The 23,761-nt window shown below is 41.6% G+C and carries 19 protein-coding genes; 10 read left to right on the top strand and 9 right to left on the bottom strand.

Annotation, left to right across the window (positions count from 1 at the left end; translation table 11 throughout):
- Nucleotides 1–22 precede the first annotated feature (22 nt).
- Nucleotides 23–1,222 (bottom strand): multidrug effflux MFS transporter, encoded by a 1,200-nt coding sequence (locus LPA49_RS00640; RefSeq protein ID WP_036967656.1) that lies wholly within the window; start codon nucleotides 1,220–1,222, stop codon nucleotides 23–25.
- 195 nt (nucleotides 1,223–1,417) lie between these two features.
- Here LPA49_RS00640 and LPA49_RS00635 point away from each other — a divergent pair, with 195 nt between their 5' ends.
- Complete coding sequence (locus LPA49_RS00635) at nucleotides 1,418–2,215, top strand: M48 family metallopeptidase (protein ID WP_065978701.1); 798 nt, start codon at nucleotides 1,418–1,420, stop codon at nucleotides 2,213–2,215.
- 89 nt (nucleotides 2,216–2,304) lie between these two features.
- A complete protein-coding gene (locus LPA49_RS00630; protein WP_180310919.1) occupies nucleotides 2,305–2,493 on the top strand; it encodes a hypothetical protein in 189 nt (62 codons plus the stop codon).
- Nucleotides 2,494–2,708: 215 nt separating this feature from the next.
- Here the strand turns inward: LPA49_RS00630 and LPA49_RS00625 are convergent, their stop codons facing one another.
- Entirely contained in the window at nucleotides 2,709–3,491 is a 783-nt protein-coding gene (locus LPA49_RS00625) for a nucleoside-binding protein (protein ID WP_065978699.1), read from the bottom strand.
- A 126-nt stretch (nucleotides 3,492–3,617) separates the two neighbouring features.
- Nucleotides 3,618–4,931: a Na+/H+ antiporter NhaC family protein gene (locus tag LPA49_RS00620; RefSeq protein ID WP_036967666.1), complete on the bottom strand. Its 1,314-nt coding sequence runs from the start codon at nucleotides 4,929–4,931 to the stop codon at nucleotides 3,618–3,620.
- Between the two features lie 290 nt (nucleotides 4,932–5,221).
- Here LPA49_RS00620 and dapB point away from each other — a divergent pair, with 290 nt between their 5' ends.
- The 5 genes from dapB (at nucleotide 5,222) to LPA49_RS00595 (ending at nucleotide 12,288) form a co-directional block, all read left to right on the top strand.
- Complete coding sequence (dapB, locus tag LPA49_RS00615) at nucleotides 5,222–6,019, top strand: 4-hydroxy-tetrahydrodipicolinate reductase (RefSeq protein ID WP_065978698.1); 798 nt, start codon at nucleotides 5,222–5,224, stop codon at nucleotides 6,017–6,019.
- Nucleotides 6,020–6,226: 207 nt separating this feature from the next.
- A complete protein-coding gene (gene carA, locus LPA49_RS00610) occupies nucleotides 6,227–7,363 on the top strand; it encodes a glutamine-hydrolyzing carbamoyl-phosphate synthase small subunit (protein ID WP_036967672.1) in 1,137 nt (378 codons plus the stop codon).
- A gap of 16 nt (nucleotides 7,364–7,379) precedes the next feature.
- Nucleotides 7,380–10,598 (top strand): carbamoyl-phosphate synthase large subunit, encoded by a 3,219-nt coding sequence (carB, locus tag LPA49_RS00605; protein ID WP_036967675.1) that lies wholly within the window; start codon nucleotides 7,380–7,382, stop codon nucleotides 10,596–10,598.
- A 51-nt stretch (nucleotides 10,599–10,649) separates the two neighbouring features.
- Nucleotides 10,650–11,126 (top strand): transcription elongation factor GreA, encoded by a 477-nt coding sequence (gene greA / locus LPA49_RS00600; RefSeq protein ID WP_036967677.1) that lies wholly within the window; start codon nucleotides 10,650–10,652, stop codon nucleotides 11,124–11,126.
- 118 nt (nucleotides 11,127–11,244) lie between these two features.
- Nucleotides 11,245–12,288 (top strand): S66 peptidase family protein, encoded by a 1,044-nt coding sequence (locus tag LPA49_RS00595; RefSeq protein WP_065978695.1) that lies wholly within the window; start codon nucleotides 11,245–11,247, stop codon nucleotides 12,286–12,288.
- A 44-nt stretch (nucleotides 12,289–12,332) separates the two neighbouring features.
- Here LPA49_RS00595 and LPA49_RS00590 read toward each other — a convergent pair whose 3' ends face one another.
- Nucleotides 12,333–12,989, bottom strand: a complete 657-nt coding sequence (locus LPA49_RS00590) for a nitroreductase family protein (protein WP_074989299.1) — start codon at nucleotides 12,987–12,989, stop codon at nucleotides 12,333–12,335.
- 103 nt (nucleotides 12,990–13,092) lie between these two features.
- Here LPA49_RS00590 and LPA49_RS00585 point away from each other — a divergent pair, with 103 nt between their 5' ends.
- Complete coding sequence (locus tag LPA49_RS00585; protein WP_036967684.1) at nucleotides 13,093–14,031, top strand: LysR family transcriptional regulator; 939 nt, start codon at nucleotides 13,093–13,095, stop codon at nucleotides 14,029–14,031.
- Between the two features lie 166 nt (nucleotides 14,032–14,197).
- Here the strand turns inward: LPA49_RS00585 and LPA49_RS00580 are convergent, their stop codons facing one another.
- From LPA49_RS00580 to LPA49_RS00560, 5 genes are all read right to left on the bottom strand, one after another.
- Nucleotides 14,198–15,640, bottom strand: coding sequence for a serine hydrolase domain-containing protein (locus tag LPA49_RS00580; protein ID WP_180310918.1), 1,443 nt, complete (start codon nucleotides 15,638–15,640; stop codon nucleotides 14,198–14,200).
- Between the two features lie 189 nt (nucleotides 15,641–15,829).
- Nucleotides 15,830–16,693 carry a D-Ala-D-Ala carboxypeptidase family metallohydrolase gene (locus LPA49_RS00575; RefSeq protein WP_180310917.1) on the bottom strand — a complete coding sequence of 288 codons (864 nt, stop codon included), beginning with the start codon at nucleotides 16,691–16,693 and terminating at the stop codon, nucleotides 15,830–15,832.
- An 8-nt stretch (nucleotides 16,694–16,701) separates the two neighbouring features.
- Complete coding sequence (locus LPA49_RS00570) at nucleotides 16,702–18,321, bottom strand: murein L,D-transpeptidase (protein WP_036967694.1); 1,620 nt, start codon at nucleotides 18,319–18,321, stop codon at nucleotides 16,702–16,704.
- Nucleotides 18,322–18,641: 320 nt separating this feature from the next.
- Nucleotides 18,642–21,794 carry an efflux RND transporter permease subunit gene (locus LPA49_RS00565; protein ID WP_036967697.1) on the bottom strand — a complete coding sequence of 1,051 codons (3,153 nt, stop codon included), beginning with the start codon at nucleotides 21,792–21,794 and terminating at the stop codon, nucleotides 18,642–18,644.
- Between the two features lie 3 nt (nucleotides 21,795–21,797).
- Complete coding sequence (locus LPA49_RS00560) at nucleotides 21,798–22,970, bottom strand: efflux RND transporter periplasmic adaptor subunit (RefSeq protein WP_036967700.1); 1,173 nt, start codon at nucleotides 22,968–22,970, stop codon at nucleotides 21,798–21,800.
- A gap of 162 nt (nucleotides 22,971–23,132) precedes the next feature.
- Here LPA49_RS00560 and LPA49_RS00555 point away from each other — a divergent pair, with 162 nt between their 5' ends.
- A complete protein-coding gene (locus LPA49_RS00555; protein ID WP_180311637.1) occupies nucleotides 23,133–23,381 on the top strand; it encodes a YkgJ family cysteine cluster protein in 249 nt (82 codons plus the stop codon).
- 107 nt (nucleotides 23,382–23,488) lie between these two features.
- Nucleotides 23,489–23,740, top strand: a complete 252-nt coding sequence (locus tag LPA49_RS00550; RefSeq protein ID WP_065978689.1) for a hypothetical protein — start codon at nucleotides 23,489–23,491, stop codon at nucleotides 23,738–23,740.
- The last annotated feature ends 21 nt before the right edge of the window (nucleotides 23,741–23,761 follow it).

Genomic DNA, 23,761 nt, shown 5'->3' with positions numbered 1-23,761 from the left:
GCTTTTTAGAGAAAAATGCCTGTCATAGACAGGCATTTTTTTTGTCTAATTTTCGATGCCAAAGCTGCACAAGTAGTATAAGGATAAGCGCACTGAACATCATGGCTGAAAATGGCACCGCACTTTGTGGGTGAATAAACGCGAGGATAGGTCCTACGAGTGCGCCACTGCCAAAACGTAACGTACCAATTACCGCCGTTGCAGTCCCTGACTTTTCCTCGAATTGCATTAAAATCAATGAGTCGGCATTACTTGCCACAATCCCCAAACTCATCATTAAAGGCGCTATGCTTGCGACGATAAAATACAGCGACAAATGCATTAAACTAAACAGCAGTAATGCTGAGCCCGATGCAAAGCCAATACCTAAGCCTATAAACAGTAATTTGCGCGATCCTAAGCGTGGTACAAGTCGGGTATTCATAAAGTTACCGAACATTAAGGCAAGTACGTTAAAGGCAAATAAAATACCGAAGAGTTGTTCATCTACTTTAAAAAAGTCCAAATAAACGTAAGGCACAGACGTTAAAAAGCAGAAAAATGCGAACGAGGCAAACATAGAGCTAGCGATGTCGGCACGCGCACTTTGACGTGAAAAGACGGTTTTATAGCTGTTAAAAAATAACGCTAAACCGCGTTGCTGACTTTTGAAAATAGGGATATCAATTAAGTAAAGTTGCACAAGTGCTAAAATCGCAAAGCTATACGCAGCTAACACTAAAAATATAACCTGCCATGTCGAAATGCCCATAATTAAAGAGCCAAGCGTGGGGGCGATAAGGGGCGCTACCATCATGATCATCGATACATACGACATCCCCTTTGCCGTATTCTCACGGTAAATATGACGAATAATACCCGGTACAACCACGGTTGCCGCGGCACCAGTGAAAGCCTGTACTGCCCTAAGTGACCAAAAAAGCTCTATGTTATGGCAAAATGCCAGTGCTAACGAACTTAAACCAAACAGCGCTAAGCCTACTTTAGCCAGTAATCGTCTACCAAGCTCATCGGCAATAGGGCCAAAAAATAGCATACCCAGTGCATAGCCAGCTAAATAGATACTCAATGAAATTTGTACATTTGGCATGGTTGTTTGTAAGTCATTGGCAATGACCAACATCGCAGGTAGATACAAATCAATTGCCAGCGGAGTAATGGCGACAATACTTGCCAGTAACGGCAATAAAATGCGTTTATTTAATGTGTCGGGGGAAGGCATTGGAAACTCATTTATCAATCAATAGACCCCTATTGTAGCAGCGAGTGGTTCGTTGGTGAACTTAGTTTGCCTGCTAACTAAAAGATTTAACTGAAAAATCACATTTGCACGGTGGGAAATGTATTTTCATATAAAATTAATGAATGCTTTGCTATATTAGCAACAATTGCACTAATAGTATTTGTAAGGATTCACATGAAAAAGTTAATGATGGTCGTGTTAGCCACCGCTGTTTTAGCAGGGTGTAAAACGTCTCCAACGGGACGTACACAGATCGCGCTCTACTCAGATCAACAAATGAGTCAAATGGGCCAAGCAAGCTTTGCTGAAATGAAGAAAACACAGCCGATTAACTCCGACCCAAAAGTTAATGCGTATGTAAAATGCATCGCAGACGATGTGATTTCTGTTTTGCCGCGTGAATATGCTCAACAAGCATGGGAAGTGGTGGTGTTCGAAGAAGATTCCGCGAATGCGTTTGCATTACCAGGCGGCTACATTGGCGTACATACCGGATTATTAAAAGTAGCGGTTAACAGGGATCAACTAGCGACCGTGTTAGGCCATGAAGTTGCACACGTTATTGCTGAGCACTCGAATGAACGTGTATCGCAAAACTCCTTGATTCAAACAGGTTTACAAGTCGGTGGTGCTGCGCTTGATATGGGTAATGTGCAATATCGCGGTGAAATTATGCAAGCACTTGGACTCGGCGCACAATTTGGTGTGGTGTTACCTTTTAGCCGCTCACATGAATCTGAAGCTGATATTGTAGGTTTAGATTTAATGGCAAAGGCTGGCTTTAATCCAGAGCAGTCAGTGTCATTATGGCAAAACATGAGTGCAGCTGGCAGCAGCGGCACACCCGAATTCATGTCGACTCACCCAGCACCGGGTAATCGAATTAAAGAGCTACAAAAACACATGCCAACGGCTTTAAAAGCACAACAAGCGGCAAAAGCGCAGGGCAGAAACCCACAGTGTAAACTGTAATAAAATCTTACCAGAGCTGCTTATGCAGCTCTTTTTAATTCCATTTTGCACTTGGAGTTGAAGCAGATAAAGTTCAACGTGATTGTATCATGCTTGATAAATTAGCTAATTCAATGACTGACTTGGCAAAAAAATATTCAGTAACATTACTTGAACAACGGCAAGATAAATCCAAAGCAGAGTATTTCATAGAAGCAAAATATATTGAAATTAACTCCATAGATGGGTTTTCCCATCGGTTAGACCAAGCTCATCAGCAACATTACATGTGCAACTAAAAAAAGTGATGAGATTATAGCGAAAACAACGAAGGAAATTGGTTCTGGAGTAGCCTTTGACGCTTGTGACCGCTTAGAGAAAATAGCCGTTGCGGGTGGTCGCTATGTGGCTAAATGGACTTCTGATCAATTTAATTAAAAAAAGCCTGTAGTCTAGCTGACTGCAGGCTTTAATATTGATAACTCGCAACTCGCAACTCGCAACTCGCAACTCGCTAGAACGTCCACTCAACATGAAGTTGTGGGACTGATTCAGTGGTATCTGTGCCTAGTTTGTTATGCCAGTATTGCCACTCAAGGCCAAGTAACAGGGTATTTTCTTTCATGCTGATTGCATGACCTAAATCCCATGTAATAATAGGCTGTGCTAAAATCCATGCTTTAACGTCTTGACCGAATTCGTTTTCACGCTCTGCAATGTACTCAACATGGCCTGTCACATTAAATTTTTGTGAGCCAATAGTGAATGGGTAGCCCCATGCTACATCAATCATCCAGCTGTTTGTTTCAGTAGGAGCACCACCACGAGCAACACCTTCACTGTCATCAATGTAGGCTGTAAACAACGTTGATAAAAAGCTAAAACCTGGTGCTTGCCAGCTTAGTTTTACACCGGGTAAATATTTTAGAACCTTTGAGTCTCCAGCAGCGTTAAAGCCCGCAGTTAAACCTACGTCAGCAATCGCACCATATGAAAAATCGTTGCCTGAGATTTTTGACAGGCTGAAGGTTGAATACCATTCACCATAAAAGTCTTTATCTTGATATCCATCTTGTAAATCATCATCACTGTAGTCAATAAAAAAGAAGTTATCGCCATAGTCATAACCAGATGCATGCTGTAATGACACAACCGTTGTGTTTGATTTAGCCAAAGAAAACGGATTTTTGTGCTCACCGTTATTGATGTGTAATTGCGTTGAGCTCCAATTAGCCGCATAGCTCGAAGTACTCGCTGCACATAGCGCAGCAATAGAAAGGATCTTTTTCAAGTTCATATCTCAATATTGATGTAGTCATAACAATTCACTTGATTAAGCGAATTAGTATATAAAGGGGGATACAAAGTGAGGATTATAGCAGATACGTCCTTAAAATGACGTATCTGCTCAAAAATATTTAACTTAGGCTTTATTACGGCGTAAGCATATTACCGCAATCGCAGTAAACGCGAGAATAAAACAATAATATGACGATGTAGATACTTGCCAAGGGCTGATTTTAAACGTTGCACCTAACAATAAGGCTTGTGCGCCGTAGGGCAAAGAGCCTTGTGTTACACAGGCAAAAATATCTAATAAACTGGCTGAGCGCTTGCCAGTGATTTCACCGTCATCGGCCAGTTTTTTCGCAATAGGGCCTGCAACAATAATAGACACCGTATTATTAGCAATACATACGTTACTCGTCATTACGAGTGCTGCAATACCTAATTGATCAGCAACTTTACGATGCCATTTAGCAATAATTTTCGTGATTGCCTGAATTTTGTTAGCAATGTAATCAAGGCCACCGTTTATACGAATAAATTCTGACAGGCCGCCAATAAACATAGATAACAAGAAAATTTCCTGCATATCGGTAAAGCCTTTGTAGATATCTTTTACAAAGCTTGCGCCTTCATAACTGCCTGTAAAGCCCATTAGTGCTGCGAAAATAATCCCGCTAAACAGCACCACAAATACATTAAATCCCATCACCGCTAGCACTAAAATAAAGGCATACGGAAGCACGAGTAATATATCGTAATCCTGTGTTTCAACCGCTTCAGCTGCCGGTGTTAAAAAGAACAATAATGCAATGGTGAGTGCAGCAGCAGGCAGAGCAATCTTTAGATTCTCGCGAAATTTATCTTTCATTTCACAACCTTGTGTACGGGTAGCCGCAATAGTTGTGTCAGAAATGATTGATAGGTTATCGCCAAACATTGCACCCGATACAATTGTACCGGCCATCAATGCCGGATCGATACCCGTTTTTTGCGCTACGGCGTAGGCAATAGGGCCAATCGCGCCGATGGTGCCCATTGATGTGCCCATGGCAGTTGAAACCACGGCAGCGATTAAAAATAAGCCCGGAAGTAATAAAGCTGGGGGAATAAGAGATAAACCGGCATTCACGACGGCATCAACACCCCCCGTTGCGCCTGCGACGGCAGAAAATGCACCTGCAAGAAGGTAAATCAAGCACATAGTAATGATATTGCTATGACCTGCACCTTTTATAAACGTTTCAACACTGTGGTTAATCGTGTTTCTATTTAAAATAAAGGCCAACATAATGGCAGGTAAAATAGCAACCGGTGCCGGTAGTTGATAAAAGGCGTAATCAACACCTTGAGATTGTAAGTATAAGCCTGCGCCTAAAAATAAGCCGACAAACACCAAAAGCGGCAGCAAAGAAAGTTTTGCTTTTGTTTTATTAAATGATGGCTGCATCATATTCCTCGTTAGATAACCAAAAACACAGCCAAAAACTTCTTTTAGCTGTATTTAGTTGTTGTTTTATGAAAATAAAAACAACAACAGCGCCCGCAAGCCAAAGACCAAATCGGCGCAAAGGAAGAAGTTTAAATGTATAGATGGCTAAATGCAAAGGCTATCTGTTATTATTGTTGTTATTTTATAAATCCAAAAAATTAGCGCTGTATTTTTTATAAGCTAACCTGACTATTACATGAGTTTTCGATAAAATCTAGCCAGCTAATAAGAATAGATAAGGTAAAAGTATGAACCGTATAGGTGTATTTGGTGCCAATGGCCGCATGGGGCTTGCACTATTAGAGGCTGTTACAAAAAATGAGCACTCTGTGTTAACGGGGGCGTATGTCCGTGAAAATTCACCGCTTATTAATTTAGCTGTTAATCAATTAAACAGTGCCGCTGATGCGGATGTGCAATTTAGCAAAGAAACTGATGTAAAAGAGACTGACGTACTTATTGATTTTACTTTACCCGCGGGGATGCGTAATCACCTCAAAACAGCGGTAGAAAAAAATATAGCCATGGTGATCGGCACGACAGGCTTAACCCACGACGACCTTGAAGCGTTAAACGATGCAGCAAAGTATATCCCGATTGTTTTTGCTCGTAACTATAGCGTAGGCGTTAATTTACTGCTTAACTTAGTGCAGACTGCAGCTGTGAAATTTGGCGATGACATGGACATAGAGATTTTTGAAGCGCACCATCGTCATAAAATTGATGCGCCCTCGGGCACGGCTTTAGCTATTGGTGAGGCTATTGCAGAGGCAAAAGGCTGGCAACATGATGACGTTGCACGTTTCGATAGAAGCCACGATGAACAAGCAAAATCGCAAAATGAAATCGGTTATTCGGTCATGCGAGGCGGAGATATAGTAGGTGAACACACCGCATATTTCGCAACTTCTGGCGAAAGACTAGAATTAACTCATAAAGCAAGTTCTAGAATGACCTTTGCCTTAGGTGCTGTAAGAGCTGCGGGCTGGTTGAAAAATAAGCCGGCTGGACTTTATGACATGCAAGATGTGCTTGACTTGAAGTAGTTTAGTTTCTTTTTTGGCAGTTTCAGTGAAAATTAAGTTAATAACGCTTATTTTTACTATTTTATTAATTATGATTAGATCTGAAAAGCAAATTACTGTAAAATAGCGCCAATTTGCCAAAAATTCATAAATGCGTGTTTCCAATCGCTTTAAACGGGCAGTAGAGCAAATGACTTTACTCCCGTTTTTTACTGTTAGGAGGTTAACTTGACTAAATCCGCTCTGTTAGTCCTAGAAGACGGCACAGTGTTTCGCGGTACTGCAATCGGCGCTGACGGCATGTCAGTCGGTGAAGTAGTATTCAATACGTCTATGACTGGTTATCAAGAAATTTTGACTGACCCTTCATACGCGGAACAAATCGTAACTTTGACGTACCCACATATCGGTAATACGGGTACTAACAGCGAAGACGAAGAAGCGGGTCAAATCTGGGCTAAAGGCCTAGTGATCCGTGATTTGCCACTGCTAGCAAGTAATTTCCGTAACGAGCAATCGTTAAGTGATTACTTAAAAGAACGCAATATCCTAGGTATTGCTGACATCGACACTCGTAAATTAACACGTATCTTACGTGATAAAGGCGCTCAAAATGGTTGTATCATTGCAGGCGACGAGTTAGATGAGAATAAAGCGCTCGAAGCTGCGCAAGCCTTCCCAGGCTTAAAAGGCATGGATTTAGCAAAAGTTGTCTCAACCAAGGAAAATTTTGAGTGGCGTGAATCAAGCTGGACATTAGGTGAAGGCTTTAAAACGCTAGAAGCAGCAGACGAGAAATTTCACGTTGTTGCTTATGACTTCGGTGTTAAACGTAATATCTTACGCATGTTAGTTGACCGCGGTTGTAAATTAACCGTTGTGCCGGCACAAACATCTGCTGAAGACGTACTCGCACTTAACCCAGACGGTATTTTCTTATCGAACGGCCCTGGTGACCCTGAGCCTTGTACCTACGCCATTGACGCAATTAAGACCTTTTTAGAAACAGATACGCCAATTTTTGGTATTTGTTTAGGTCACCAATTACTTGCGCTTGCCTCTGGTGCAAAAACAGTAAAAATGAAGTTCGGTCATCACGGTGGTAACCACCCAGTTAAAGACCTTGACCGCAATGTGGTTATGATCACTGCGCAAAACCATGGTTTCGCAGCGGATGAAGCGACATTACCAGCGAATTTACGTGCAACTCACGTTTCATTATTCGATGGTACGCTACAAGGTATTCACCGTACTGATAAGCCTGCATTTAGCTTCCAAGGTCACCCTGAAGCAAGCCCAGGTCCTCACGATGCAGCACCTTTATTCGACCACTTCATCGACTTGATGCAAGCTCGTTCTAACTAATTTAACCGGAGTAACAATGCCAAAACGTACCGACATAAAAAGCATTCTTATCTTAGGCGCGGGCCCGATCGTTATCGGTCAAGCTTGTGAATTTGACTACTCTGGTGCACAAGCGTGTAAAGCACTACGAGAAGAAGGCTATCGAGTTATTCTTGTAAACTCGAACCCTGCAACTATCATGACTGACCCTGAAATGGCCGATGCGACGTACATCGAACCAATTCACTGGGAAGTGGTAGAAAAAATTATTGAAAAAGAAAAGCCAGATGCTGTACTCCCAACAATGGGTGGTCAAACAGCATTAAACTGTGCGCTTGACCTAGACAAGCACGGTGTGTTGGCTAAACACGGTGTTGAGCTAATCGGTGCAACTGCGGATGCCATCGATAAAGCAGAAAACCGTGAGCGTTTTGACGCTGCAATGAAAAATATTGGCCTTGAGTGTCCGCGTGCTGAAATCGCTCACTCAATGGACGAAGCACACGATGTACTTACTCGTATAGGCTTCCCATGTATTATCCGTCCATCATTCACCATGGGTGGTACCGGTGGCGGTGTTGCATACAACCAAGAAGAATTTGATGAAATTTGTGAGCGTGGTTTAGATTTATCACCAACAAATGAACTTCTAATTGATGAATCATTAATCGGTTGGAAAGAGTACGAAATGGAAGTTGTTCGTGACAAAAACGACAACTGTATCATCGTATGTTCTATCGAAAACTTTGACCCAATGGGCGTTCACACGGGTGACTCAATCACCGTTGCACCAGCACAAACGTTGACGGATAAAGAATACCAAATCATGCGTAATGCATCGATGGCGGTACTTCGCGAAATCGGCGTTGAAACAGGTGGTTCAAACGTACAGTTTGGTGTGAATCCAGTTGATGGCCGTATGGTTATCATTGAAATGAACCCTCGTGTATCTCGTTCATCGGCTCTAGCGTCTAAAGCAACGGGTTTCCCAATTGCTAAAATCGCTGCGAAACTAGCTGTAGGTTATACGCTTGACGAGCTTCAAAATGATATCACGGGTGGTAAAACACCTGCTTCATTCGAGCCTTCAATCGATTACGTTGTGACTAAGATCCCACGTTTTAACTTCGAAAAATTCGCAGGTTCAAACGACCGTCTTACTACACAGATGAAATCTGTGGGTGAGGTTATGGCTATTGGTCGTAACCAACAAGAATCACTACACAAAGCATTACGTGGTCTTGAAGTGGGTGCAACAGGTTTTAACCCAATTGTTGCGCTTGATGACCCGAAAGCGAAAGAGAAAATCATTCGTGAATTGCGTGAGCCAGGTGCCGAGCGTATTTGGTATGTTGCTGATGCAATGCGTCATGGTATGAGCGTTGAAGATGTATTCGAATTGACTAAAATCGATCCATGGTACTTAGTACAAATCGAAGATATCTTAAAAGACGAAGAAACAATCAGCGAAGTAGGTATGGCTGGTTTAAATGCCGAGTTCTTACGCAAGCTTAAACGCAAAGGTTTTGCTGATGCACGTATCGCTGAAATTGCGGGTGTATCTGAAGCTGAAATTCGCAAAAAACGTCACCAATTAAATATCGTGCCAGTCTACAAACGCGTTGATACGTGTGCGGCAGAATTTAGTTCAGACACAGCTTACATGTACTCAACGTATGACGAAGAGTGTGAAGCGAACCCGTCTGACAAAGATAAAATCATGGTAATTGGTGGTGGTCCTAACCGAATTGGTCAAGGTATCGAATTCGATTACTGCTGTGTTCACGCGGCATTAGCGCTACGTGAAGACGGTTACGAAACAATCATGGTTAACTGTAACCCTGAAACTGTTTCAACAGACTACGACACATCTGACCGTCTATTCTTCGAGCCAATTACGCTTGAAGATGTATTAGAAATCGTTCGTGTTGAAAAACCAAAAGGCGTAATCGTTCAGTACGGTGGTCAAACTCCACTTAAACTGGCTCGTGCACTTGAAGCGAATGGTGTGCCAGTTATTGGTACGTCACCTGATGCAATCGACCGTGCTGAAGACCGTGAGCGTTTCCAACAACTTGTTGAGCGTTTAAACCTTCTTCAACCTGAAAATGCAACAGTAACGTCTCTAGAAGAAGCGATTGTAAAATCGGCTGAAATCGGTTTCCCTCTGGTTGTACGTCCTTCATATGTACTTGGTGGTCGTGCGATGGAAATCGTTTACGATGAAGATGACTTACGTCGTTACATGACTGAAGCGGTATCTGCATCAAATGAAGCCCCAGTATTGCTTGACCGTTTCTTAGATAACGCAATCGAAGTTGACGTTGATGCTATCTGTGACGGTGAGCAAGTGATTATCGGCGGTATTATGGAGCATATCGAGCAAGCAGGTGTTCACTCAGGTGACTCAGCATGTTCATTACCTGCTCATTCATTAACTGCTGAAGTACAAGACGTAATGCGTAAGCAAGTGACAGACATGGCACTTGAGCTTGGCGTAGTGGGTCTTATGAATACACAGTTTGCAGTGAAAGACGGCCAAGTTTACTTAATCGAAGTAAACCCTCGTGCAGCGCGTACAGTACCGTTTGTATCAAAAGCAACGGGTGTAGCACTTGCTAAAGTAGCAGCGCGTTGTATGGCAGGTCAGTCATTGGCAAGCCAAGGTATCACCAAAGAAGTGATTCCTCCTTACTACAGCGTTAAAGAAGTTGTATTACCGTTTGCTAAGTTCCAAGGTGTTGACCCAATGCGTGGCCCAGAAATGCGCTCAACGGGTGAGGTAATGGGTGTTGGTGAAACATTCGCCGAAGCGTTCGCTAAAGCACAATTAGGTGCAAGCAACACTTTACCACGCGGTGGTCGCGCGTTACTATCGGTACGCAACAGTGACAAACCACGTATTGTTGAACTTGCTAAAACTATGACTGAACTTGGTTTTGAGCTAGATGCAACAGGTGGTACTGCCAAAGCACTTGAAGACGCTGGTATTGCAGTTCGTCGCGTAAACAAAGTATTCGAAGGTCGTCCTCATATTCTTGATAGAATTAAAAATGGTGAATACAGCTACATTGTAAACACTACTGAAGGTCGCCAAGCGATTGAAGATTCGAAGGTGTTACGTCGTGGTGCGTTACAGCACAAGACTAACTACACAACGACACTGAACGCGGCATTTGCTAACTGTACTGCAAACCAAGCAGACGACCGTAGCAAAGTGACGTCAGTTCAGGAACTACACCAGCGAATGAACTAAGGAAATGTGCCAAGGGCGAGTGATTCGCCCTTGGGATTAAGTGAGAATAATATGCAATCAATTCCGATGACGGTTCGTGGTGCAGCATTACTGCGCGAAGAACTTAACGAATTAAAAACAGTTACCCGTCCAAAAATCATTGCTGATATTGCTGACGCACGTGAGCATGGTGATTTGAAAGAAAACGCGGAATATCATGCTGCTCGTGAGCAACAAGGTTTTTGTGAAGGTCGTATTCAAGAAATTGAAGCGAAGCTTTCAAATGTACAAATCATCGATATAACTAAGATGCCTAAGACAGGTAAAGTTATTTTTGGTACAACGGTTACTATCGTTAATGTTGAAACCGACGCTGAGGTTAAATACCAAATCGTGGGTGATGATGAAGCAGATATCAAAAATAACCTGATCTCTGTAAACTCGCCAATCGCGCGTGGTTTAATTGGTAAAGAGGTTGATGACGCCGTTACCATTAAAACACCTAATGGTGAAGTTGAATACGAAATCATTGAAGTTGAGTATATTTAATAGCTTAACCAAGCATTGATGAAGCCGCGGTTTTATACCGCGGTTTTTTTATGCCTGTTTACAGCCACCCAATTATTCGTTACGTTGGCGTTCTATTAACGATTATATAGAGGTGACAATGGCAAAAATTCACTACCCTAAAGCGCTTTCAAAAGGCGATAAAATAGCCATTTGCGCTTTTTCATCAGGGGTTGATCAAGCATATCACGCACGTTTAGATCTTGTGTTGGCGGGCTTAAAAGCAAAAGGCTTTCAAGTTATAGAAGGGGCATGCTTACGCGAAGCCCATAGTCCTGCAAAACAGCGTGCAGATGAATTAATGCAGTTTTTAACAGATGACTCAATTGCCGCTATCATGCCGCCATGGGGCGGCGATCTCACCATGGAAATTTTATCTTTACTTGATTTTAATGCGATAAGCCAAGCACAACCGAAGTGGTTAGTGGGATTTTCAGATATCAGTACATTTGCATGTGCTTTAACGACACGATGTGGTTGGGCAACACTGCACGCAGCAAATTTAATGCAAATTCACCCAGACGATCCTGATGAATACTTAGCAAACATTTTCAAAGCACTACAATTAGGTGAAAAAGGTCAATTAAATCAAGTGGCCTCACCTTATTACCAGCAGTCTGTTATAGACTATTCGCACCAGCCGCAGGCACAGTTTGATTTAACTGCACCGAGCCAATGGCGTTGTATAAACTACAAAGACACACGTAAAATTGAAGTGTCAGGGCGCTTGATAGGCGGCTGTTTGGATACGTTAGGTTTACTATTACCTTCTAATTACTACGCATTACATGAATTTAAAAAACAGTATGCACCTGAAGGACTTATTTTATATTTAGAAAATGCAGAGCTCAGCCCGATGGCACTTGCACGCTGTTTGTTATCGTTAAAATTGAATGATGTTTTTACCGATGTAAATGCCGTTGTGTTTGGTCGCAGCCCTGCAATAAATAACGACTGCTACTTTGATGAATACCAAGCAATTGAGCTCGCATTTAAAGGCAACTTATTTCCGGTTATTGTCGATGCAGACATTGGACATGTTGCGCCAAATTTAGCGCTTATTAATGGTGGTTTTGCAACGATTACTGCTGACTTAAGTGAAGGTATGGCGCGTAATGTGAAGGTCAATACAACGTTAAATTAAATATTACGCCTACGAGAGTAGGCGTAATACACGGCATGTAGCGCTTAAATCACTGAAATAATAGTATCTTTATCTAAACGCGATTTTGGTAATGCAGCATTATAATCTTGCTCAGGTTCGTGATAGCCAATTGCCAAAGCAACTTCACAGACATACCCATCTAGCTCATCAGCGAAAAGCTCACCGAGTAAATCTTTATCAACCCCTTCCATCGGAGTAGAGTCAATGCCTAAACGAGCCACGGCATGCATGGTATTGCCTAACGCAATATACGTTTGTGACTTAGTCCACTGTGCATTATTGCCTTGTTCATCGGTATTTAAATCAACAAAAGCAAAGGCACCAAAAGCGCTTTCTTTGTTTTCTGCTTTTGTACGTCCATTAGCAATGTCTGCCTCTATGACTTTTTCATAATCTTCACGTTTGTAGCGAGGGTTATAAGCAAATAATATAGTGTGTGAGGCGGCCTTCGCATGTAATTGATTAAACTGAAACTTGTTTGCAAAGCTGTCGTGTAAACGCTGTTTTGCTTGGTCTGATTCAATTACTACGAATTTCCATGGTTGCGAGTTAATCGATGAAGGAGTTAAGCGCAGTGCTTCTAAAATAACGGCCAAATCATCTTGGCTAATGCGTTTAGTTGCATCGTAGCGCTTGCTTGTATAACGGCGTTGTAAGTCTGAAATAATAGGGTGTGTCATGTAATTGCTCCCGCATGTATAACAATATGACTGAGTGTACGCCTTGCATACTTAGCGATAAAGCGCATAATTCAATAAACATTATCAAAAAATTTTAGTTAATATGTTGGTTGAAGATCTGAAATTAATCCTCAAGGTCGCTGAATTCCGCAGCATTACTACCGCTGCTGCAAAACTAGATATGCGCTCAGCAACAGCGAGTGCAGCAATAAAGCGTGTTGAAGCAGCACTCGGTACTGAGTTATTTGTGCGAACAACGCGTCACTTGCGTTTATCAGCAGCTGGTGAGCGCTTTTTGCCTCAATGTCAGCAGGCAATTGCCATGCTTGAGCAAGCAACTCTTGCATTAAAAGGCGAGCATGATGAAATTGAAGGGGAGCTTAGAGTGGCGTTATCATCTGATCTGGGCCGTAATATGATTATTCCTTGGCTTGATGAATTATTAGATGAGTACCCTAAACTCAGCTTGAGACCGCATATCAGTGATAGTAATGTTGACTTTTACCGTGATTCAGTCGATTTTGCACTGCGCTATGGCTCGCCATCAGATTCCAATCTTTATGGTTTCAAAATTTGTAATGTGCCACGTATATTATGTGCAACCCCAGACTATTTAGCCAAGCATGGTATGCCTAAGCACCCAAATGACTTAAAACAACATCAGGGGCTTTTTTATCAACTGCAAGATATCATTAATAATGTCTGGGATTTTACTGACGGCACAGAACGTTTTAAGGTAAAAATGCAAGGTCGCCGTGCCTCTAATGATGGTGATTTAGTCAGACGATGGTGTGTTGCAGGTAAAGGCCTTGCAGTTAAATCATGCATTGATATCAGTGATGATTTGCTTAATGAACGTGTGATACCTGTTATGCAAGACTATCCACATTTATGTGCAGAGCTGTGGCTTATCTGTCCAAGTCGGCAATCAATTACACCTGCTGTTCGTTTAGTTCGGGATATATGCCGCGAAAAAACCAAAGCTATACTCAATCAACTGATTGAAAAGGGTATTTTAGATAAGCGGGTACTCGATAACTAATTATTTTAAGTATAGAATAACGAGGCTTTTTCATCTTTATGGCTAAGCAACATTCTCAGAGCAGGGTGAAATTCCTCTCAGGCTTTATACTTTAAATTAAAGTGAGCCCGCGAGCGCTTTAGCCATGCTAAAAGTAAAAAGAGGCCACGTGGCGTGGCTTCTTTTGTTATTGCAGTTTTTCAATCGCGTCGTGTGCACTGTTACTTTCTGGGTCTAGCGTGAGCGCTTTTTTGTAACTTGCTAATGCTTTTTGTTTATCACCGGCTGCTAAATATGCTTCACCTAAACTATCAAACGTATTTGCGGAATCTGGATAAGATTGATTGTTGAGTTCAAACACCGTGATTGCGGCGTCTAGCTCACCCATCTGCATTAATTCATAGCCAAAGTAGTTTAGCGACCTTTCTCTTGGCGTATTACCATCACTCACCATTTGCTGATAGGTTTTCTTTAGCCCTTCAATACCTTCACGTTTAAATACGTTATAAAGTTTGCTATCTATATGCTCTGTCGCTTTTTCGTAGGGTTTGCCATAGTAGATTGCAAGTAGGCCATTAGTCATGGGGGTGAGTGGCGCACCACCGGTATTATTTAAAATGATAACCAGTAATTTGTCTTCGATGATCCTACTTATAAATGCATTAAAACCATTGATGCCACCGCCATGTTGAATACGTGTCAGGGGTTTTCCATAGGTGCTTTTATCAAGGTTAGTTACTTCCCAACCAAGCGCATAATTTCTTTGCTCAGACACGTGATACATCTGCTGTTTATATTCTTTGTTCAATAACTTATCTGAGTAAAGGGCTTGATCCCATTTTAGTAAATCTCGTGCTGTTGAATACATAGACCCAGCAGCATACGGGATAGACATATCTAAGTAGTCTGTATTGCTGTAGCCAGTTAGGCCATTGTCGTAACCCGATACGCGAAATTTAATTATTTTATTGTGAGAATCATAGCCAGTGTCGTTCATTCCGAGTGGATCTAAAATATTCTTCTGTAATACGTCTTTGTATTTTTGACCCGTTACCTTTTCAATTACTGCACCTAAAATAAAGTAGCCTGAGTTGCTATAACGAAATTCAGTGCCGGGTTCGAACAATAGATCATCACTGCACAATAAGCGGATAAATTCATCAACGCTGTAGTTGTTTTTACTATATTCGTCGCGAAATGTTTTTAATTGAGTGTAATTACTAAGCCCAGAAGTATGGTTGAGTATTTGTCGAAGAGTAATTTTTGCTGCGATATCTTGCCTGTAATCAGGAAGGTACGTTGCCAGAGGTTCATCAAGTTTGAGCTTACCTTGTTGCGCAAGTTGTAAAATGAGCATGGCAGTAAATTGTTTTGTAATCGAACCTATTCTAAATTTACTTTTCTCGCTGTGCTCAATATCCCATTCAAAGTTTGCGTAGCCATAACTTTTTTCAAACAGTACTTTTCCATCTTTAGCGACTAGTACATTGCCATTGAACTGCTTGTAGTCATGAAAACCTTGAATAAAGTGAGCCATCTCAGTTTGCATATCTTGGCTGCGGGCAAGGCTTGTAAAAATAATTATTGAAATGATAAAGAGTAGTTTTATGTAATTTATAAATGTTTTCATTGCTGTCCTTATGATGAATCTAATCCATTCTAATTCCAAAAGAGGCAGTCTCGTTTTAGCCGTGACACTATGTGAGCGATGGATTTTCTATTTAGTGTGATTTTTGTACTAATTCACAATAGCTTAGTCTTTATCTTATTGGAATATAATAGAAACATTCTATTACAATTCATTTATTAATAGAGTGTCTTACCACCTTGCGGTAAAGCCACGGTTGTCTATGTGTACAAAACCACCATGATGAGCCGCAGGTATATAGCGGCCAATACCGCCAGTGTAGCGGCTTTGCTTTTGAAATTTTTCGAACAGTTTATAAAGTACATCGACATCGGCAATGGTGAGCTTGCCATCACCGTTTAAATCGTCCATGCGTCCATCGCCGTTTTCATCGATGTATAAATCAAAGGCATCACCATATTGATGACGACTGTGTCGTCCATTACCAATAGAGCGGTTGTAATGAGGCGTACGATAGCCACTGATAAAGGCAAATTTAGTTACTTTAATCCCTTCACGTTGCACAAATTTAAGTAAATCTTCGAGCATCATTAACCCGTCGTTATTAACATAAAGGTATTTTGGAAAACCACTCACTTGTTTACAAATCACATTTCTAACTTGCACATGAGGTGTTAATTGGCGTGTTAAATCCTGCTCTGTTATTTCAATAAGCCCTGATGGGGCACTGTACTGTGGGTTGTTTTTGTATGGAGCAGGGTACGTGCCAATTTGGTAATTATTCAGTACTTTGTTTTTGGCGTTAAACGGCTTTTTTACAATAACCATTAAGGTGCGTTCAGCGTGTGAATTTGCCAGTACTAAAGAATAAAACCCTGCTTTTTCAGGAGCATAAACGGCGAGGCTTGCTGGGCCTAACCGTTCTGTTTTTACATCTGACACATCGGTAGCAGAAAAGTCAGCCGTGTTATCAAGGGTGAGCACTTCATTCGCATCCATTACAATACTGTGCAGCGAGTTGTTGAGCTCAAGTGCACTGATAGGCAGCGTTATGCATGCAAACAACGTACTGATAACCACTAGGCTAAATTTCATAAATACCTCTAGATTGAATCATTTGAAAGTGGCTTAGTGAGTTTTTTTAGTAATACAGGATCGCGATTATACACATCAGAGTAAAAATGCAGTCCATCATCTGTATTTGCAGCCACGGTCCAATACATTAAAAAGACATCAAGCGGGTTTGACAGGGTTACTTTTTGTGTCTCTTTAGCAGAGATAGCGTCATCAATTTTACTGCGAGACCAACCATCCGAGGTTCCTAATATTTTTTCAGCGAGTGTGAGTGGCTCATCAACCCGCACGCAACCATGACTGAATGCACGTTGGTCTTGCTGGAATAAACTTTTTGCAGGAGTGTCGTGCAAATAAATTGAGTATTTATTTGGGAACATGAATTTGATTTGTCCCAGTGAATTATTTTCTGAAGGTTGCTGTACAAACCAATACGGGAAGTTTTTGCGGCTCGCATTAGCCCAGTCAATGCTCTTGCTATCTACGGGGTTACGGCGGCTATCTACTACCACAAAGTCCTTTTCATTCAGATAGTTGGGGTTATCTTTCATTTTCTTAATAATCCCTCCAGAAATACTCCGTGGTACTGTCCAAGTCGGGTTCATTACTATGTAACTCATTTGCCCTTTGAATATGGGGGTTTTTGTGTAGTTTTGGCCTACAACTACATTGGTTTTCCATTGAAGTTTGTTATCTTCGAACAGATAAAGCATATACCCCGCAATATTAACGATTAAAAAACGCTCGGTAATGGTGTTGTCTACCCAGCGAATGCGCTCTAAATTAACTAAGATATCATTAACATATTCACTGTAATCTCTATTGAGCAGCTTTATGGTTTCATTTCCTATTACACCATCGTCAGCAACTTGATGTAAATATTGGAATTTTTTAACAGCCTCAACAAGTTCATTGTCGTAACTGGTTTCATCTGAAATTCCAGAAGAGTAGTAGTTTAAGCGTTGTAGTTTTTGTTTTAATAGTGGCACAGCGGGGTCTGATTGACCGGGTTTTAATACCTTATTTTGTAATGTGATATTCGCAAGCTCACCTTTGGTGTCAAGTTCGCGATAAAAAACCAATGCATCTTTCAAGGTTTTATAGTGGGGCAGAGTGGGTTTTAAATCATTAAGGCCTTTTTCGAGGCTTTTTGATTTTACATGTTTAAGCAGCGCTTTTGCAGCGGCATCTGGGGTGACATCAGACTGCTCGTAATTCCATGTGTCGGATAGTAGTTTAGGGTTCACTTTACCGCGAATCAGGTGTTTTGCGTAAGTCATGATGGCATCGGTCATCAGCACATCGAATTGTGCTTCGACGGCTTGCGTGCCGCGCTTGTCAATTTCTTTTGCCAATGCCATCAGCGTGTCAAAGTGGTAATCGTTAGGGAAAAGTCCTTCAAGCTCAGCTTGTGCAATTAAATTAAGAGCTTGTTTTGTGTACGCAAAATCAGACCAAACACGTTCAAAGTTATTTGCTTTGTAGGTGGCAACAGTCATTTCAGGGGAGTGGATTAGTTCGCTTTCTACAGAATGAGATTCGCCAATTAAAATAGGTTCAAGCTGTTGTTGTAAATATGGGTTTTCAGCCAGCGCAGGAATACAAAAAGATAAACAACTAACCAAGGCAGTGTAGCGAATAAATTTCATAGCTATGTCCTTATAACGTGTTTGTAAGAGTGACACTAATTAGCATTAATACTTAATTATTCAGAGGGGTAAAACCTGATGCTGACAGCGTTAAAAATTTCTGATTTTGAACAACGAAATTTTGCAGTGCTCGCGACGAGGGTTTTCGCCTAAAAATAACTCTTAGAATATGCAAATTAGTATTCTTTGAATTTGTTTCTTTTTTACACACTTAAGCTTAGCAAAGTTATGAAAATTTTAGGAACATATTTGTTTATTTTTTAACAAAAAACGCTTGGTAAGAAAGCTTACCAAGCGCTTGGTTGGGATAAGGAGAGGGCTTAGTTACTCGATGTCTGTAGTGGGGCATCAGGCGTTGTTTTTTTGCCTCTTAGTTTAGCAATTAAACGCTTGAAGTCTTCTAATGCCACGTACTGACATGGAATTAAAATTAATGTAATCACGGTCGCAAATAACACACCAAACGCCAGCGATACAGCCATTGGGATAACTATTTTGGCTTGTAAACTGGTTTCCATAATTATTGGCAATACACCTATAAATGTAGTGATCGACGTTAATAAAATGGCTCTAAAGCGGCGTGCCCCTGCTTGCATTACTGCCTCTTTAATTGCGACTCCTTCTGCTCGGGCTTTATTAACAAAATCGACCATTACGAGTGAATCATTCACAACTACACCTGCAACCGCAATAATGCCGAACACCGACAGGCTGCTCATGGTCATCCCTAAAATCATGTGACCAAACATGGCACCAATCACACCAAATGGAATAACCGACATGATAATAAATGGCTGAGAATATGAGCGAAGTGGAATCGCTAATAATGCAAAAATAATCATCATCGACAGAGCAAAATCACGTACTTGCTCAGCCACACTGTCCATTTCTTCTTGAATACGTCCTGCTACATTACTTTCTACACCTGGGTAGTTTTTAAGTAGGCTGGGTAAATACTCATCACGAATTTCTTTTGCGATTGCAAATGGTTCTGCTTGCTCGGTATTAACCGCAGCCCACACATTAACAGTACGCTTTGCATTTTCTCGGCGAATACGGTTAACCCCATCTACGATATTTACTTTAGCAACTTCTGCCAGCGGCACTTCAACACCCGTTGGCGTAATGATACGTGCATCGGTAATGTCGCTCACAGCATTGCGTGATTCTCGTGGATAGCGAATCATGACTTTGATCTCTTCACCTTCGCGAAGAATACGTTGTGCCTCTAATCCGTAGTAACTAAAGCTCACTTGCGAAGCAACATCAGACAGTGTAAGACCTAAGCTATACGCAAGAGGTTTAAGTTCTAGCTGTACTTCATCGGTCGCCGATTGTAGTGAGTCATTAACGTCACCAACACCTTCCATGCTGTTAAGTTTCTCTTTAAGTTTTGCTGCGACTTCTTTTAGTTTGTTAATGTCTTTGCCTTCTAAGCGAAAACTTACATCGCCATCATCACGGCCGCCATTCATTATGCTGTCTTGAATGTTAAGTGTTTTTACACCAGGCAGTGGCGGCATTTGTTCACGCCATAACGCACTTAACTGAAATGTATCGATAGGGCGTAAGTCAGGCTCAACTAAAATAGCCATAATATTGGCATTGGTGCGACCTCGTAAGCTGACTGATAAGTCACGGATCATCGATTGACCATACTGCTCTTGCAGTTGCTTATCGACATTTAATATGACGTTTTCAATTGTTTTTGCTGTCTCAAGCGTTGCTTGCTCAGATGACGATAAGTTCATTTCGACTGAGATGCGCGGAAAGTCATGCGGAATTTTAGGGTTCGCAACAAACTTCACTAAACCACCTGCAAACATACCACCGCTCACAATAAGGACACAAATAAAGCCAACAATAACGGTATATCGATAGTGGATACAGTGACCAATAAATGGCGTGTAATAATTATCGACAAAGTTTTTCAAACCGTTATCCATACCTAAACGCAAACGATGTAAAGGGTTTTTTGGGTTGGCAGGCTTATTTTTCATTGCCGCTAGGTGAGCTGGTAAAATAAGTTTCGATTCAATCAAAGAGAAAATTAAACATAAAATAATTACCCCACCAATGGCTTTAGAGAACGCAGAACCAGGTCCCGACGCCAGTGTTTGCGGTAAGAATGCAGCAATGGTTGTTAGTACACCAAATGTAGCAGGAATGGCAACGCGTTTTACACCACGCACAACGTTATCAAGGCTATGGCCGTGTTTTTCAATTTCAGCACTGGCTGACTCACCGACCACAATGGCATCATCAACGACGATCCCCAGAACTAATATGAAGGCAAACAAGGATGCAAGGTTAACGGTGATATCTAAAAAGCCCATTGGCATCATTAAAAAAGCACCTAGGAAAGACACAGGCAACCCCATCATGACCCAAAATGCTAATCGCAATGGCAAGAATAGGGCGAGTACCACCATCACCAAAATACCCCCCCAAATCATATTATCGATCATCATATTTAGACGACCTTCAAGGTAGTAAGTTAAATCGACAATAGGTGATAATTTTACACCCTCTGGTAAGAGTGGGGCTTTATCAGCAAGGTACTGTTTAAGAACCGCTGCAACTTTGGTGATATCTTGATCTTTAGAGGCATTAACTTCAAACGTTAATGAGTTTTTGCCATTGTATTTTGAGTATTGCAGACCCTCTTCAAAGCCATCGTTCACGGTGGCTACATCGCCAAGTAGCACTTGTGCGCCATCGGGTAGGTGCAATAACGGGAGGTTCTCAAACTCTTTACCACGGTAAGCTTGGTTTTCAACACGCATTGAAATATAACCATTTTCAGAGCGAATTTGACCCGCCGACATATTTGCCGAAAAGCTACGCACGGCAGTCGCAATATCCCGGAACGTTAAACCATACTCGCGCAGTTTATCAGGGCTTATTTCAATGCCAATTTCATAATTTAGGCCACTGTGAAATTCAACTAAGTTGATTTGCGGTAACGCTTGAAGTTCATCTTTTATGTCGTTACCCAGCTCTTTTAGTTGGTAATTGCTCATATCGCCATAAAGCGCCAAGATCATGACTTCTTGCTCGTACTTATCACGGCGAACAATAGGCCGTTCCATCTCTGCAGGAAAGGTATTAATTGAGTCAACTTGCATCTTGATTTCGTCAAGCACTTCCTGCGGATCGTATTGTTCTTCAATTTCGATCCAGGCTTGTGAAAACCCGCGGTTTGAGTAAGTAATTAAGCGTTTAATACCTTCGAGTCCTTCAAGTGACTCTTCGACTTTTATGGTGATGCCTTCTTCTACTTCTTGTGGAGCAGCACCCGGATAAACAGCTTGAATGCTGATCCAGTTACTTTCAAACTGTGGGAACATCTGTTTACGAACAGACATAGCGGTCAGCAAACCGCCTACTAAAATAAAGATCATGAGGAGATTTGCTGCAACAGGGTTGCGAGCAAACCACGCGATTAAACCTTTTTCTCTTTGCGTGGTCATGACTTAGTCCTCTTTTAACGCGAGTTGCGTGGTTGGCGCGCTTAACTCAGCGTTATCTAACTTTACAGCCATCCCCTCAGTGGGGTACTCAAGGGCTGAGGTAATGAGTTTTTCGCCATTCGCAAGGCCGTTATCCGCGATCACCATACCATTTTGTTCACGCACGATATGAAGGGTTTTAAATGTCAGTGTTTCGCCTTCTTGTAAAACGGCAATTTTGTTGTCTTTTACTAAGTGGTGTGGCACAACAATGGCATTATCTAAAGCGCGACCTTGAATAGTCGCGTTGATGTATGAGCCAAAACGTAATGGATTTTTTTGCTGGTAGGGCGTAGCAACTTGGGCAACTAAATAATTCATTCGACTGCGTTGGTCTACCACACCTTCAGTGCGAACAATGGTAGCTTGCCATGTGGTTTGTTTACCAGCAAACTCGGCGCTAATAGAAACGTTTGCACCAATACCTTGATTATCCAAATACTGTAAGTCTTTATCGGCAACGGGTAAGCGGATTTCAGCAAGTGAGGTAGAACTTAAACTGCCAAAGCTGTTACCCGGGTTAACAACACTGCCTAAACTAATTAAGCGTTCTTCGATAATGGCATCGTAAGGGGCTTTAATATAAGTACGTTCTAAGTTGCGTTTAGCACGCTTAACGCTTGCTTGCGCTGCACGGTAATTAGCAAGTTTTTCAGCGAGTTGTGGTTTACGTAGGTAAAGTTCAGAGGGAATAACTTGATGAGAGTCGCCTTTGATACGATCCCACTCAGCTTGCGCAACAGAAACTTGTGCACGTTCAATCTCCAGTGCAGAACTTGCTTGTGCAAGCCCAGCTTCGGCTTCGATAAGTGCTGCTTCGTAATCATTTGGGTCAATTCGTGCTAGAATGTCGCCTTGCTTAACAAATCCGCCTTGTACAAACTGATCAGAAAGCGATACAACTTGGCCGCTAACTTGCGCTACAAGCTCGGTGTGATTCTTTGGCTTAACAATGCCGTACGATTTTACATCGAGAGTAATCGTATCGAAGCTCAATGGTTTAATCGATACAAGCGGACGCGTATCTTGTTCTGGTTTTTCGACAGGGGCTTGCTTCATTGAGGCAAACGCAAAAGCCATTCCTAAGCCGCCGACTAAAACGGCAATAGGGAGAATGATTTGTTTTTTACTAGCCACGGGATATTCCCTCACGGTTGACGGTAATGATTAAATTTAAAATTTGTTAGGCTAAGCATACGCAATAAAGTGTTTACAAGGCGTTTGAAGATGTAACAAACCATTACACATATTACAAAGACGCGATAAAGGTTCTTAAAGAGGTACGTGATGACAGATAAAATGGCATGTAGATTAGGCTGTGGCGCCTGTTGTATTGCACCTAGTATTAGCTCACCCATTCCAGGGATGCCAAACGGCAAAGCGGCCGGAGAGCGCTGTATTCAGCTTGATGAGAATAATTTGTGTAAATTATTTGGTGATGCCTCAAGGCCAAAGGTGTGTAGCGACTTTTCTGCCACGATAGATGTGTGTGGCACGACTAACGAACAAGCATTGTATCTAATTACCGAACTTGAACAGATGACATAAATTTGGCTGTTGTTTCTGAAAAGCTTTAAACAATATTTATCATAAAACATTTAGCAAGCTGGTTCTATTTTAGTTACGATACACTGATTTTGTAATTAAGGAAGAATATGAGACACACATCCAATGAAGCGTGGTTATTTTTGTTGTTAGTTGTATTAGCTATTGTCATGCCATTCATTATCGGTTTAGTGGTGGTAAAAACTTACCGAAGATTTAAACCCATAGAACAGGCTGATACGGATTCTGTATCGATTATGAGTTCGATTGAAAGCAAAGATAGTTTTTTTAAAATATTATTTGTGGGTTTTTTAGTTAGCTCTCCGATATTTTATGGCTTATACCATTCATTTTTAGCTTAAGAATGTAACCGAAAATGCCAG

The organism is Pseudoalteromonas sp. MB41 (assembly GCF_020966275.1).
Lineage (GTDB): Bacteria > Pseudomonadota > Gammaproteobacteria > Enterobacterales > Alteromonadaceae > Pseudoalteromonas > Pseudoalteromonas lipolytica.
This window is presented reverse-complemented; position numbering and strand designations above follow the sequence as displayed.